Origin of the sequence: Burkholderia sp. 8Y, from assembly GCF_902506145.1 — a bacterium.
Taxonomy (GTDB): Bacteria; Pseudomonadota; Gammaproteobacteria; order Burkholderiales; family Burkholderiaceae; genus Caballeronia.
This window is the reverse complement of the sequence record NZ_LR733521.1, coordinates 18,649-31,971: the sequence shown is the minus strand read 5'-3', so window position 1 is coordinate 31,971 and position 13,323 is coordinate 18,649. Positions and strand designations below refer to the sequence as shown.

The 13,323-nt window shown below is 57.6% G+C and carries 12 protein-coding genes; 1 reads left to right on the top strand and 11 read right to left on the bottom strand.

The window, feature by feature from the left end:
- Nucleotides 1-211: 211 nt before the first annotated feature.
- Nucleotides 212-550 (top strand): hypothetical protein, encoded by a 339-nt coding sequence (locus GV035_RS25420; RefSeq protein WP_159838280.1) that lies wholly within the window; start codon nucleotides 212-214, stop codon nucleotides 548-550.
- 466 nt (nucleotides 551-1,016) lie between these two features.
- Here GV035_RS25420 and GV035_RS25415 read toward each other — a convergent pair whose 3' ends face one another.
- The 11 genes from GV035_RS25415 to GV035_RS25365 form a co-directional block, all read right to left on the bottom strand.
- Complete coding sequence (locus GV035_RS25415) at nucleotides 1,017-1,721, bottom strand: SDR family oxidoreductase (protein WP_159838278.1); 705 nt, start codon at nucleotides 1,719-1,721, stop codon at nucleotides 1,017-1,019.
- 52 nt (nucleotides 1,722-1,773) lie between these two features.
- The gene (locus GV035_RS25410; protein WP_236572799.1) at nucleotides 1,774-2,934 is read right to left on the bottom strand and encodes a branched-chain amino acid ABC transporter substrate-binding protein; all 1,161 of its coding nucleotides are present in this window, start codon (nucleotides 2,932-2,934) and stop codon (nucleotides 1,774-1,776) included.
- A gap of 140 nt (nucleotides 2,935-3,074) precedes the next feature.
- On the bottom strand, nucleotides 3,075-4,592 hold the full coding sequence (locus tag GV035_RS25405; RefSeq protein WP_159838274.1) for a CoA-acylating methylmalonate-semialdehyde dehydrogenase: 1,518 nt from the start codon (nucleotides 4,590-4,592) through the stop codon (nucleotides 3,075-3,077).
- 48 nt (nucleotides 4,593-4,640) lie between these two features.
- Nucleotides 4,641-5,969 carry an aspartate aminotransferase family protein gene (locus GV035_RS25400; RefSeq protein ID WP_159838272.1) on the bottom strand — a complete coding sequence of 443 codons (1,329 nt, stop codon included), beginning with the start codon at nucleotides 5,967-5,969 and terminating at the stop codon, nucleotides 4,641-4,643.
- 368 nt (nucleotides 5,970-6,337) lie between these two features.
- Complete coding sequence (locus tag GV035_RS25395) at nucleotides 6,338-7,045, bottom strand: GntR family transcriptional regulator (protein WP_201304059.1); 708 nt, start codon at nucleotides 7,043-7,045, stop codon at nucleotides 6,338-6,340.
- Nucleotides 7,046-7,207: 162 nt separating this feature from the next.
- Nucleotides 7,208-8,689, bottom strand: a complete 1,482-nt coding sequence (locus GV035_RS25390; protein ID WP_159838270.1) for an aldehyde dehydrogenase family protein — start codon at nucleotides 8,687-8,689, stop codon at nucleotides 7,208-7,210.
- 9 nt (nucleotides 8,690-8,698) lie between these two features.
- Nucleotides 8,699-9,991, bottom strand: coding sequence for an NAD(P)/FAD-dependent oxidoreductase (locus tag GV035_RS25385; RefSeq protein ID WP_159838268.1), 1,293 nt, complete (start codon nucleotides 9,989-9,991; stop codon nucleotides 8,699-8,701).
- Nucleotides 9,988-11,004 (bottom strand): 4-hydroxyproline epimerase, encoded by a 1,017-nt coding sequence (locus GV035_RS25380; RefSeq protein WP_159838266.1) that lies wholly within the window; start codon nucleotides 11,002-11,004, stop codon nucleotides 9,988-9,990. The genes GV035_RS25385 and GV035_RS25380 overlap by 4 nt, the downstream gene beginning before the upstream one ends.
- A 56-nt stretch (nucleotides 11,005-11,060) precedes the next feature.
- On the bottom strand, nucleotides 11,061-11,939 hold the full coding sequence (locus GV035_RS25375) for a dihydrodipicolinate synthase family protein (protein WP_159838264.1): 879 nt from the start codon (nucleotides 11,937-11,939) through the stop codon (nucleotides 11,061-11,063).
- 31 nt (nucleotides 11,940-11,970) lie between these two features.
- Nucleotides 11,971-12,636: an amino acid ABC transporter permease gene (locus GV035_RS25370; RefSeq protein ID WP_159838262.1), complete on the bottom strand. Its 666-nt coding sequence runs from the start codon at nucleotides 12,634-12,636 to the stop codon at nucleotides 11,971-11,973.
- A 10-nt stretch (nucleotides 12,637-12,646) separates the two neighbouring features.
- Nucleotides 12,647-13,318 carry an amino acid ABC transporter permease gene (locus tag GV035_RS25365; RefSeq protein WP_159838260.1) on the bottom strand — a complete coding sequence of 224 codons (672 nt, stop codon included), beginning with the start codon at nucleotides 13,316-13,318 and terminating at the stop codon, nucleotides 12,647-12,649.
- Between the last annotated feature and the right edge of the window lie 5 nt (nucleotides 13,319-13,323).

Genomic DNA, 13,323 nt, shown 5'->3' with positions numbered 1-13,323 from the left:
CATTCTGACTCGCCTCCCGGCCCACAAAGCAAGCGACATCGCAACATTGCTGCCTCATAACTGGCAGCCTCTCGCGCCTGTCGAGTAATCCATCGTTCGTCAAGACGGGTTCGCTGGCCGCTTACGTCCTAAGAGCACAGAGAAGCAGTATTATGAGCGTGGCCCGACTTAGCACGAACCCCCGCAAACGACAGGACGCCCGGAGGGCACAGTGAGACAAGGCAGCGAGGTATCGGGCCGCGACCGGCCGGAAAGAAAAGAGGCATCGCTGCACGCGCTAGCTAGTTACCTCGAGCGCGCGCTGGACAAAGCAGTAAGCGTAATCATGATGCGCCATGCTGCCAACGTCTGCACGGTGTATCTGGGTGACCCGTCGGGGCCGCGAGAAGAGTTGCGGCGGCTTGCAACGATTGACGCGTCGCTGGAAGATGAGATGCTTCGCCTGACATCATCCGGACTGAATCGCCTAGAGATTGGTGGTCAGCCGTATCGGTTTGTTCGCAGCTTCACGCAAATTGAGGGCACAGCGGCCGTTGTTTTTTCAGCCTAGAGTTGCCAACGGAAGCAGCTTCGCGTCATCTCATTGTGGACGTAGCACTGCTCTGCCATATCTTTCAGCCGGCAGTTTGCCAGGCGCCCCACCGACGCAGTCGAGGGCTGGGGACCGAGCTCTACCACTGCGAATAAGGGTGCACGCCCAGCGCGCTGTTTGAGTAAGCCGCCTTGTCCGACACCTCATCGCCGACCCACTCAGGAAGGTCGAAGGTTTCGTCGACCGCCTTAAGTTCAATCTCGGCACAACGAGCGGCGCATTGGACCTTCGAATTAATCGAGTTCCCAGAGGTGGCCGACGTGCATGACTTCCTGCCGCCGCTTATCGAAGTCGAAACCGCCATTGCAAGCATTCCGACGGCATCTGCGTGCGGCATCCGATACGAAATAAAGCGCGAGCGGGACGGCCAAACAATCTTGTGCAGCGCGACGACATACCGTCCCTCAAGTTGGCCGACAATCGTTTAAACCGAGTGCATCAACCCACCATCAACGCGGATATTCTGTCCGGTGATGTATCCAGCACCTGGCGAAGCCAAGAAAGCCACTGTCGCAGCGATTTCCTCGCTGGTCCCGTAACGCTGCATTGGCACAGCCTGTCTGCGCTCTTCAGTGGCAGGAAGGCTATCAATCCAGCCGGGAAGCACATTGTTCATTCGAACGTTGTCGGCAGCGTGAGCGTCTGCAAAAAGTTTTGTGAACGCGGCAAGACCCGCGCGAAACACTGCTGATGTCGGGAACATAGGGCTTGGCTCGAACGCCCAAGCGGTTGAGATATTGACGATGGCGCCCGCACGCTGCGCTTTCATCACCGGCGCGACAAGGCGCGTCGACGTAATGACGTTTAGCAGATAGGTATCCATTCCCTGATGCCATTGCTCGTCAGTCAACTCAAGCACGGCCGCTCTCGGCCCATGCCCGGCACTGTTGACGAGCACGTCGATGCGTCCCCACGACTTCATCGCAAGCTCGACTAATTTCCCGATGTCATCATTGGATTGGTTGGAGCCAGTGACACCGATGCCTCCCAATTCCGAAGCCAAGGCTTCTCCTTTGCCGGACGAGGACAGTACAGCGATTTTGTATCCGTCCGCGCTAAGTCTGCGCGCAACGGCCGCCCCCATACCAGACCCGCCCGCGGTGACGAGCGCGACTTTCTCGACTGTCATGTTACCTCCTATTAGATAGTCAACCGGTCACTTAGCTGCAAGCGACAGCCGTTCACCTTGATGTCGTCCGTTCGACGCCTAACACGACCCACTTGCCATTTTGTTGCTCGTAGAGAGTGGCGGATGCCGTCTTGAGGTCACCCGTACTTGAAAAAGCGATGGGACCTGTAACTCCGTCAAAACTGACGGTTCGCAGAGACCCAATGTAGTCTTTCGGGTCTGTAGAGTTGGCATCCTTCATTGCGTTAATCATGGCCCAAGACGCGTCGTATGCGAGAGGCGCGAATTGCACTATGCCGACGCCGAACCGAGCCTTCAACTTGCTGTCCAGCTCGGCTGCTTTCGGCATGCGAGCCAACGGTAATCCGTATTCCCAGCTGAGCATGCCCTGTGAACTGGTTCCCGCTAGCTTGAGGAAGGCTTCGTTGGTAAAGCCACCTTCGCCCATGAACTTAGCGCGTACACCGAGCTGGTGTATCTGCTTAACCAGACCTGCGGCTTGTATGTCCTGCCCGACATAGAAAATGAGGTCCGGCGAGAGGCCCTTGATAGTTGTTAGAATCGCCCGGAAATCGATTGATTGCGTGGTCGTATATTGCCACGAGACTAAAGTCGCCCCTTCTCGTTGAATGGCCTTCACGAACTCTGTAACGAGATTGGTGCCGTAATCGCTGCTATCGTCGATGACGGCAATCCGCTTTGCGCCGAGCTTGCCAACAGCGTACTGTGCCGCAACAACGGCCATCTGGTCGTCATTGCTGATGGTGCGAAAAGTGTTCTCGAAGCCGCGTGCTGTAAATGCGGGCGAGCTGGAGCCGGGGGAAATCTGGGGGATGCCGGCACGTCGGTAGACCAGCGATGCTGCTATGGAGCAGCCGGAGTTGTGATGCCCAATGACTCCACTGACACCCTCATCGACGAATCGCTGCGCGACGAGGACGGCGGTCTTCGGGTCCCCCGCATCGTCCTGGCCATCGACTTCGAATTGAACTCGCTGCCCTCCGATTACGAGGCCCTGCTTGTTCGCCTCTTCAAACGCAAGTCTCGCCGCGTTCTCCTCGTCCTTCCCGTAAGACGCCGAAAAGCCAGTCAACGGCCCTGCGACACCTACCTTAACTATCTTCAAGTCGTCCGCCAGCGCAACACTGACGTTGACTGATGCGAAAAGAACGACTATGGCCATTAGCCTACGAAGTGACATCCAGTCCTCCATGACGTCTACTGATGCTCAGAATGCCCCAATTTAACGTGAGTGAAGGACAGCGGGCAACTACATCTACGACCGACGAAGCCTTTGCGTCTTCCCCGGGAATGGACGGTGGACTCCGGGAGCCCACCGTGTATCACCTTCGCTTACTTCGCAACGGGCATCGTGAATTCAGCGCCCTTGCTGATGCTATCTGGCCACCGTTGCATCACGCTCTTGTAGCGCGTGTAGAAGCGAATGCCCTCTTCACCGTATGCATGGTGGTCGCCGAACAGCGATTTCTTCCAGCCGCCGAAAGAGTGCCATGCCATAGGCACGGGAATCGGCACGTTGACGCCGACCATGCCGACCTTGATTTGACGCGTGAAGGCACGAGCCACTCCACCATCCGAGGTGTATAGCGCCACGCCATTTCCGAATTCGTGCGAGTTGATAAGCTCGACGGCTCGTGCAAAGTCGGGGACACGGACCACCGCTAGGACGGGTCCGAAAATCTCCTCCTTATAGATTTTCATGTCCGTGCGCACGTCGTCGAAGAGCGTTCCCCCGATGAAGAACCCGTTTCCGGCAGCGACCGGATGTTTGCGCCCGTCGACAACCAGCTTGGCCCCTTCGGCCTCGCCCGAATCAATATATTCGGAGACCTTTGCCTTGTGCTCCGCTGTCACCAGGGGGCCCATTTCGGCGTCCAGGTTCACACCGTCTTTGATGACAAGCGAATTGACGCGGGGAACCAGCTTTTCAACGAGCTTGTCCCCGGTGTCCCCAACGGCGACCGCGACCGAGATGGCCATACAACGCTCCCCCGCAGAGCCGTAAGCCGCACCGATGAGTGCGTCAACTGCCTGGTCGAGGTCCGCGTCAGGCATCACTACGAGGTGATTCTTCGCCCCGCCTAGCGCCTGCACCCGCTTGCCGCGCTTCGACGCTTCGGTATGGATGTATTCTGCGATGGGAGTCGAGCCGACAAAGGAAATGGCAGCTACCTCGGGATGCTCGATAAGTGCGTCGACCGCCACCTTGTCGCCGTTCACGACGTTGAAGACGCCATCAGGCAGTCCTGCTTCCTTGAGCAGTTCCGCTAGACGCAGCGAAGCGGAAGGGTCTCGCTCGGACGGCTTCAAGATGAAGGTATTGCCGCAAGCAAGCGCCACGGGAAACATCCACATCGGCACCATGACCGGGAAGTTAAACGGCGTGATGCCTGCCACGACGCCCAGTGGCTGACGCAAGTTCCAATTGTCGATACCGCCGCCAATTTGGTCGGTGAAGTCGGTCTTCAACAGGTTCGGAATGCCACAGGCAAACTCCACGACCTCTATGCCACGAACAACTTCGCCTTGTGCGTCTGTGAATACTTTGCCATGCTCGCGGGTGATGAGCATCGCGAGTTCGTCATGGTGCGTATTCAGAAGCTCCTTGAACTTGAACAGAATACGCGCTCGTTTAAGCGGAGCCATTTCGCTCCAGCTCGGAAACGCCGCAGCCGCAGCCTGAACAGCACGGTCCACTTCTTCGACCGAAGCGAGGGCGACCGCACCGGTGATTTCCCCGGTCGCAGGGTTGAATACATCCTTGAATCTCTCGCTCGCCGGAGGAACAACTCGGCCGTTGATGAAATGGCTAACTTGCTGCAGGCCTGCCTTCTCGGTCGCTACGTTCATTGTGGAACTCCTAATACAAGCCCGGGTTCAACGACCGGGCGGTTCGAATTAAGCAACGTCGCGCAGGGCGTCGCGCACGGTCGTGAATACTTGGTCAATCTGTTTTTCGTCGATGATTAGGGGAGGCGAGAAGGCCAGGATGTCGCCGGTGTAACGCACCAGCACCCCAGCCTCGAAGCACTTGAGGAACACTTCGTAAGCTCGGGCCCCAGGTGCACCCTGACGTGACTCGAGTTCTACCCCTGCAACAAGTCCAAGATTGCGGATGTCTTTTACATGCCGCGAGCCCTTGAGTTCGTGTGCTGCGTCTTCGAAGGCACCGGACAGTTCGGCCGCGCGTTCGAATAGCCTGTCGCGTTTGTAGATGTCCAGCGTTGCCACCGCCGCTGCCGCCGCTGCGGGATGTGCTGTGTAGGTGTAGCCATGGAAGAACTCGATGGCGTTGTCAGCACCGGCATTCACCACCGTGTCATGGACCGTGCGGCTCGCGGCTACCGCGCCCATCGGGATGGCCGCGTTGTTGATGGCCTTAGCCATCGTGATGATGTCCGGCGTGACGTTGAAGAACTCGCTGGCCGTCGGCGCTCCGAGACGGCCGAACGCTGTGATGACTTCATCGAAAATCAGCAAAATGCCGTGTTTCGTGCAAATCTCGCGCAGGCGGTCGAGATAGCCCTTCGGCGGTACCAACACGCCGGTCGAGCCTGCGAGAGGTTCGACGATAACTGCAGCGATGGTTGATGCGTCGTGCAGTGTGACAAGCCGCTCGAGTTCGTCGGCCAAATGGGCGCCCCAGGTCGGTTGACCCCGCGTGAAGGCTGTCTCGGCGATATTCAGCGTGTGCGGCAGATGGTCGACGTGCGGCATCAGATTGCCCGAGAACGCTTTGCGGTTGGCGACGATGCCCCCGACAGAGATGCCGCCAAAGCCAACGCCGTGGTAACCACGTTCGCGACCAATGAAGCGCGTGCGTTGACCTTCTCCGCGAGCACGATGGTACGCGAGCGCCATCTTCAGCGCTGTGTCGACCGACTCCGACCCCGAGTTCGTGAAGAAGATACGGTCAAGCCCTACGGGCATGAAATCCGCCACCTTCGCCGCTGCTTCGAACGCAAGGGGGTGCCCCATCTGGAAGGTCGGGGCGTAGTCCATCGTGTCGAGCTGCTCGCTGACTGCGCGGGTGATTTCCGCGCGGCCGTGGCCCGCATTCACGCACCATAGTCCAGCCGTAGCGTCGAGCACCTGACGGTCGTCGACCGTTGTGAAGTACATTCCCTTGGCGGCCTTAAAAAGGCGTGGCGCAGCCTTGAACTGGCGGTTCGCAGTGAAAGGCATCCAAAATTTCGACAGGTCGAGGTCCGATTGATTTGTGCTCATGTCGTTGCTCCGTGAATGTGGAATCAACTTTAGAGCGTCCAATCAGGACAATCACTGGACGGCCAGAACGCAGTTGCCAAACCGTATTGGTTTTGTGCTCAAGGCCGTATTGGAGTTTTGGAATGCAGCCCGTTCAACAGGCGTGCGGGCATAGGCGAGCACAGGAAGCACTCGGGCAATCCGAGCTCTTGGCGAATTACTGACTTGGGGGAAGTTGGAACTGCACAGCGAGGATGAGTGAACCAGCCGAGCTGCCGACAAGAGGCAGATTGCAGTGACAGCCTCAGTCGAGGCTGCTGGCTGTACGTGCGCGATGGATAAGACAGCTGAAACGCTAGCAGCGCCGAGCGCAGCGCTGCCCAAATTGCTTAGGCGACTGCCATGCCCTCGGTCATGTTCTGACGCATGTAGTCGAGGAATCGCCTCTGGAAAAGCATCGTGTGTTCATGGGCGAGCGCTTCTGCAGCGTCCGCATCCTTACGAGCGATGGCGTCGATGATGTCGGCGTGGTCACGCCCTAGCTTCGTCGGTGATTTGGAGGACACCGTGAAATCGAAATGAAGATGGAGCAACCGCTGCCCTTCGCCTAAAAGACGCTCGTAATAACCCAAGAAGTACGGATTGTTCGCCGCTTGCGCAATGGTCATATGAAGCTGTTTGTTCGTCTCCGACATCGCGTTGAAGTCTCCACTCGCAACTGCTTGCATGTAGACGTCATCGGCCTTGCGGATACGCACGAGGTCAGCCTCTGTCCTATGAATCGCGGCGAGACGGGTAACGGCTCGCTGGATGAGGTCTATGGCCGAAACATACTTGGGGAATTCTTCAATTTCAAACGGCGTAACAAGCGTCGTCCGATTCGGAAGAATGGTGACCAACCCTTCGCTGATGAGTCTGGCCAACGCGTCGCGCACGGGCGAGCGCGACAGCCCAAACTGCGCTGCAAGGGACACCTCGTCGAGCGGCGCGCCCGGCTTGAGCTGAAGCGTGAGAATCTGCTTTCGCAGTTCCTCGTAGATATATCGTCCGCCGTGTCGACGGCCGCTGGATTCGGTTTCCGTCGGGATTTTGCTCATCGTCTCACCGCTTTGATAATGGGCCCGGAATGACGGGCGCGCATTCAAGTCTATCATCCCTCTGCCTCGTGTCGCACACGGTTACAGTACGCCGAACTTCCCAATGCGGCCGCCGGTCTCCTTGACCGGTCCGTCGAGCTGATTGAACTTCGTGGCCCTGGGCTATTTGATATACCAAGCCCAGGGTTTCTCGCCCTTGAATCGAGTTATCTGCTTTATCTCAAGGTAGTTGTTCAGACCCCATTCGCCCAGTTCGCGTCCGATACCGCTCTGTTTGTAGCCGCCCCATGGCGCTTCAACGAAGGTCGGTTGCGAGCAGTTAATCCACACGATGCCGGCCCTAAGCGCCCTAGCCACACGCTCGCACCGCTCGAGGTCTGCTGACATAACGGCTGCGGCCAAGCCGAATCGTGAGTCGTTGGCTGAGCGCAAGGCTTCAGCCTCGTCATCGAATGGACGGACGCAGACGACGGGGCCGAATATCTCCTCGTTCCAAATCCAGCTGTCCTCCGGTACATCGGCGAAGATGGCCGGTTCCATGAAATATCCGCTCGCCAATCCCGCAGGTCGCCCCCCGCCGGAAACTAGACGCGCGCCTTCTTTGACCCCGCGAGATATGGCTTCTTTCACTTTGTGGTACTGGTCCCTGCTGACAAGCGGGCCCAAAAGAACACCATCGTCCATCCCGTTACCGATGTGAATCCTCTTAGCCTCTTGCGCGAGCCGGTCCAAGAAAGACTGGTACATGCCGTGCTGAACCAAGACCCGAGATGTTGCCGAGCAGACCTGTCCTTGGTTCCAGAAGATGCCAAACATCGTCCACTCGACTGCGGATTCTAGGTCGCTATCATCGAAAACGATGAAAGGCGATTTGCCGCCCAATTCTAGGCTCACGTTCTTGATGTCGCGCGCTGCCGTTTGCATGATGCGGCTGCCCGTCGGAACACTGCCGGTGAACGCGAGTTTGTCGACGTACGGATGTTCGGTCAAAGGAGCGCCAGCCTCCGTGCCGTAGCCAGTGACGATATTGAGCACGCCGGGAGGCAGCCCCGATGCTGCGGCGATGTCACCGAGTTCGAGCGCCGTTAGCGGCGTGAGTTCGGACGGTTTCAAGACCATCGTGCAGCCGGCCGCCAACGCAGGCGCGACCTTCCAAGCAGCCATCAGCAGAGGAAAGTTCCACGGGATAATTGCGCCAGCCACTCCAATTGGCTCTTTTCTCGCCACTGAGCTGAAACGGTCGTCGGGCAGCGACACGGACTTCTCAGCGGTCTCGTCCAGTTGTTCTGCGAGCCCCGCATAGAATTCAAAGCAGGCGGCGGCATCGCCGATGTCCCAGAGAGCCTCAGGTAGCGGCTTGCCGTTGTCTCGTACTTCCAGCACAGCCAATTCGTTAAGCCGAGCACGGATGTTCTCGGCGATTGCGCGCAGCACCGCGCCCCGCTGTTTGCCCGTCTTGCGCGGCCATGGACCCCTGTCGAACGCGTAGCGCGCAGCTTTTACTGCAGCGTCGACGTCCTCCGCGGTTGCGGCCGCCACCTTCGCGATTACGGTTTCCGTAGAAGGGTCTATCGTGTCGAAGGTTCCACCCTTCGCAGGGCTGACCCATTCGCCGTTAATGAAATGCCGGTCATACGATTTCATGGTGTGCTCTCAACCAAAGCGGTAAGCGCTGAACGGCGCAAGGTTCTGTTTCGGTGCTTGGCCGGCAACCATATCGCCAACCAATCTACCCGTCGTAGCGCCCAAAGTAAGACCGAGTTGACCGTGACCGAAAGCCATGAAAACGTTCTTCAAACGACGAGAGCGGTCGATTACTGGCTTCGTGTCAGGCAAGAACGGACGGTAGCCCACGCCAAACTCGACGTTCTCGGAACTGAGTTGAGGAAGAATGCGCTTCGCCTTCTTCAGGATGATTTCGGCGCGCTTGAAATTGGGAGCTGCGTCAGGCCCTGCAATCTCAATGGTCCCCCCAATCTGAAGTCCTCGAGTCATCGGCGTGAACACAAATCCGCCATCGCCATAAATGACTGAGTGACGGAACTCCACGTTAGGATTTGGGATTAGCGCCTGATACCCGGCGAGTCCCGCCAGCGGCACATCGATTCCGAGTTGGTTGAAGAATCGACTCGAGCCTGTGCCTGCTGCGACGACCAAGTGGTCGGCGGCGATAAGTTCGCCGCTCTGCAAGGTGACGCCAGTCGCCTGTCCAGCGGATTCGTTTATGTGCTTTACAGCGGAGCGCACTCGGACGCCGCCTCTAGAAGTAAAACTGTCCGTCAACGCGGCGATAAAAGCCTCCGTGTCGCTCACGAATCGCCAGTCGGGAAAAAGCAAACCGTGCGCAAAGCGTCCCGCCAAAGCCGGCTCGAGGTCTGCAATCTCTTTCGCGCCTATACGTTGGCACGGGAAGCCGAGCGATTCACGCAGCTCAAGGTGCACCGCGTCCTTTTGGATTGCACCTGCGCTATCGAATAGCTCGAGCACTGGCCTCTGCCCCAACAGCGACTTATCTGCGCATGCGTCCAACAACGGTGCGTAATCTTCGTAGACATCGCGAGTGAGGGTAGCCAGTGCCTGGGCGATGTCCACAATCTTTGAATGGCGCGCGCATGACACGAATCGCGCGAACCACGGGAGGATGCCTGGCAAGGCACTCGGACGCAGAGCCAGTGGCCCCTCTTGGTCCAGCAACCACCGTGGCACCTTCATCAAGATGCCGGGCTTGGAAAGCGGAATCACCTCGCTGACCGCCATCTGCCCGCAGCTCCATTTAGCCGTGCTGTTGCCGGGCGCTTCCGGGTCGACGAGCGTGACCGCGTAACCACCGCGTTGCAGATAAAGAGCGCAACAAACGCCAACAATGCCGCCACCGATAACGACTGCAGTCTCCGCTGGCACCGCTTGGGGCCTTCCTTGATGGGCGTCACGAGGTACTGCGTTCACTTTGAGAACTCCTGCAGGCTGAAACCATAGGCGTACGGCTGCGAGTCATCGACATAGTGTTCGCCACGCCCCGTAATCCAGGCACGACCTTCAATGCTCGGGAATACTGCATCTAGTCCACTCTCAAGACGGGTAGCTTTCTCGGCGCGACCGATGAAGCGACTCCCGATGAGGCTCTCGTGCTTGTACGGCTGGCCTTCGGACAAAAGTCCCCGAGCGAAGCGCTGCGCCACCCGAGCCGAGCTACCAGTCCCGCAGGGCGAGCGGTCAATCAGACTGTCTCCAGCGATAACGACAGCCCTGCCGTCCGAGTCCGCCTCAATCGGACGACCGGTCCACATGCAATGCTTGACGCCCCGAATCTGCGGATTGTCGGGGTGGACGACGTCCACCGCTCTGTTCACGAGCAACTGCATTTCTCTTCCCCACTCCAGCAGCTGCTCGGGCGAGTAATGCTCGCAGCCCAGATAGTTCGGCTGTACTTCGACGATGGGATAGAAGTTGCCGCCATAGGCAATATCCACTGTAAGGGTGCCAAGTGGCGGGAACTCAATCTGAACGTCGCGATGCAAGAGGAAGCTCGGAACGTTCGTGAAACGCACCGACGCAACGCGGTCACCAACCATCTCGTACCTTGCCGTAACTTGACCAGCGGGAACATCGACTACGACGAGACCCGGCTGCTTCGGAGAAATGAGGCCCGCTTCGAGCGCGAAAGATATGGAGCCAACGGTGGCGTGGCCACACATAGGCAAGCACCCCGACGTCTCGATGAACAAGAGACTGAAGTCCGCGTTCTCGCTCAACGGCGGGTAGAAGATGGTTCCGGACATGTGGGAGTGGCCCCGAGGCTCCAGCATCAGCGCACGGCGCACCCAGTCATAGTTGTCAACAAAGTATTGCCGTCGGTCATTCATCGTTGCGCCCTGCAGTTCAGGGCCACCGCTGATAACCATACGGACTGGCATGCCCTCGGTATGGCCTTCGATACATGCAAAGGTATGTCTGGACATTTCTCTTCTCTTTGCGATTGCAGCGCCTCTCGGCCGAGAGGCGCTGTCGTGCGGACTTACGCTTGCGACGCTTCGAAGACCTTGCGGAAATCAGCCTTCTCTTCGTCAGTCAGCGGTTTCAGCGGCAGGCGGGCGTTGCCGACTTTGAAGCCAGCAAGTTCGCAACCATACTTCACCTTCTGCACGAATTTCCCCGCTTCCATGCTCGCCATTACCGGGAACAAGGAACGCATAACCGCTTGTGCACCGAAGATATCACCGGCGACAAACATGTTATAGATGTCGACAGTCTTCGAAGCGAAGCAGTTTGCGGGACCGCAAATCCAGCTGCTCGCGCCCCAGAGGAAGAAGTCGAGCGCCTGGTCGTCCGAGCCGCAGGACAACTGGTAGTTGTCTTTGTACCGGTTGCCGATTTCGATTGCACGCAGCAGATTGCCACTGCTCTCCTTCACGCCAATAACGCGCGGGTTATCTTTGAAGAATTCCAGAACTTCATAGCCAACTTCGACGTTTGTTCGAATCGGGTAGTTGTAGACCACCAGGTCGATATCGGGAACTGCCTCGAGAATCGCTTGGTAGTGACCGATGAGTTCTTCCTGCGAGGGCATTGCGTAGTACGGCGGAGCGATGAGAAGGTTGGTATAGCCTGCATCGCGCGTCTGGCGAACCTGCTCGATGACTTCGCGAGTGGACGAACCATTCGCGCCAGCGATGAGGATGCCACGGTTGCCAACCACTTCACGCACCGTCTTTAGAATCGCACGGCGTTCTTCGTTGTTAAGCGCGTAGTACTCGCCGGTCGAGCCCAAAGGCACGAAGCCTTTAACCCCGGCCTTCAGTTGATGTTCGATAATGGACGCGAGTGTGTCGTGGTCGACAGCGCCTTTCGAGTCGAACGGCGTAACGAGGGCGGGCAGAATACCTTTCATTTCCATGTGAAATCTCCGACGTACAAGTGCAGGTAAGTTAATAGGCGTACCGCTTAAGCATCCGCGTCTCGACCACACCGACCAGACGAGTCAGCGGGAAAGCGACAGCGAAATAAATGATTGCGACCGTTGTGAGGAACTCGATGGGCTTGGCGGTGCTCGTCGAAATGTTCTGTCCGACGAACATCAAATCAGCGACTCCGACCGACGAGATAAGCGCGCTCTCTTTAAACAGGCTGACCACGTTCGACAACAGCGGAGGAATCGCACGTAGCAACGCTTGTGGAAAAATCACATAGAGGATTTTCGCCTGCGGGGAAAGGCTCAGGGCAATACAAGCGTCGTGCTGCTCTGCCGAAATCGACTTCAGTGCGCCCCTGAAAGTCTCGCTCGTAATGGCCGCCATGTAGAGCGTGAGGGAAATCACGACCGAGACGTACGGCGGAATCGGAATCCGAAAGACCACTGGAAAGCAGAAGTACACCCAGAATAGCTGAATTAGTAGTGGCGTTCCTCGGAAGAACTCGACGTAGAGCGTGGTCGCAGCTTTCAGTGGTCCAGACGGGGACATGCGAAGCAAGCTGAGGACAAAACCTGCCAAGCTCCCAATCACTGCGCAACTGCTCGTGAAAGCGATGGTGAGACCGAGGCCCTTCAGCAGAACGAGCCAATATGGCAGCACGGACGAGAAGTTTAATTCCATGGTTTCCTCCTCAACGCTGAACCGCGAGGTCCTGGCGACGTTCAATCACGTGCACCAGTTTCGCAATGGGTAGAGACAGCGCGAAGTAGATGAGAGCGACGACCGTATAGGTTTCGAGCGGGCGGTATGCTTCCGTGGCAAGACTCTTACCGACGTACATTAGGTCTGCTACGGCCACGATGGCAACGAGTGCGCTCTGTTGCAAGCTGCCAATGCCGTTGGTCATCAACACGGGTAACGAGCTACGAAGGGCTTGGGGCAGAACCACATAGAAGGTGCGCTGCCACGGCTTAAGGCCCAGCGCGACACATGCGTCGAGATGCTCTTTCGGCACTGCCTGCACGCCGGCACGGTAGGCTTCCGCGTTGAATGCCGTGAGGTTCAATCCGAGGGCCAAAATGCCCATCAGAATGGGGTCGATGAAGACGTCGACCATCATTGGAATGCAGTAAAAGAACCACACGATTTGCAGAAGTGCCGGGGTGCAACGGAAAAACTCGATAAAAAGCTGCGCCGGCCATCGAACGACCGTCCATCGGCTCATAGCAAGCAAACAAAGAAGGAAACCAAAAACCAAGCCCATGACGTTGGCTGCTACAGCAAGTTCGATGGTGACCTTCAAACCTGCCAGCAGTGAGCCCAAGCTTCCTTCCAGAAAACCGAAGTCGAAGTGATAGTTCATGATGG

Bases quoted from the DNA above. Each gene is read 5' to 3' on its own strand.
- GV035_RS25415 (WP_159838278.1), bottom strand. From the start codon at position 1,721: ATGACAGTCGAGAAAGTCGCGCTCGTCACCGCGGGCGGGTCTGGTATG.
- GV035_RS25410 (WP_236572799.1), bottom strand. From the start codon at position 2,934: ATGGAGGACTGGATGTCACTTCGTAGGCTAATGGCCATAGTCGTTCTT.
- GV035_RS25405 (WP_159838274.1), bottom strand. From the start codon at position 4,592: ATGAACGTAGCGACCGAGAAGGCAGGCCTGCAGCAAGTTAGCCATTTC.
- GV035_RS25400 (WP_159838272.1), bottom strand. From the start codon at position 5,969: ATGAGCACAAATCAATCGGACCTCGACCTGTCGAAATTTTGGATGCCT.
- GV035_RS25395 (WP_201304059.1), bottom strand. From the start codon at position 7,045: ATGAGCAAAATCCCGACGGAAACCGAATCCAGCGGCCGTCGACACGGC.
- GV035_RS25390 (WP_159838270.1), bottom strand. From the start codon at position 8,689: ATGAAATCGTATGACCGGCATTTCATTAACGGCGAATGGGTCAGCCCT.
- GV035_RS25380 (WP_159838266.1), bottom strand. From the start codon at position 11,004: ATGTCCAGACATACCTTTGCATGTATCGAAGGCCATACCGAGGGCATG.
- GV035_RS25375 (WP_159838264.1), bottom strand. From the start codon at position 11,939: ATGGAAATGAAAGGTATTCTGCCCGCCCTCGTTACGCCGTTCGACTCG.
- GV035_RS25370 (WP_159838262.1), bottom strand. From the start codon at position 12,636: ATGGAATTAAACTTCTCGTCCGTGCTGCCATATTGGCTCGTTCTGCTG.
- GV035_RS25365 (WP_159838260.1), bottom strand. From the start codon at position 13,318: ATGAACTATCACTTCGACTTCGGTTTTCTGGAAGGAAGCTTGGGCTCA.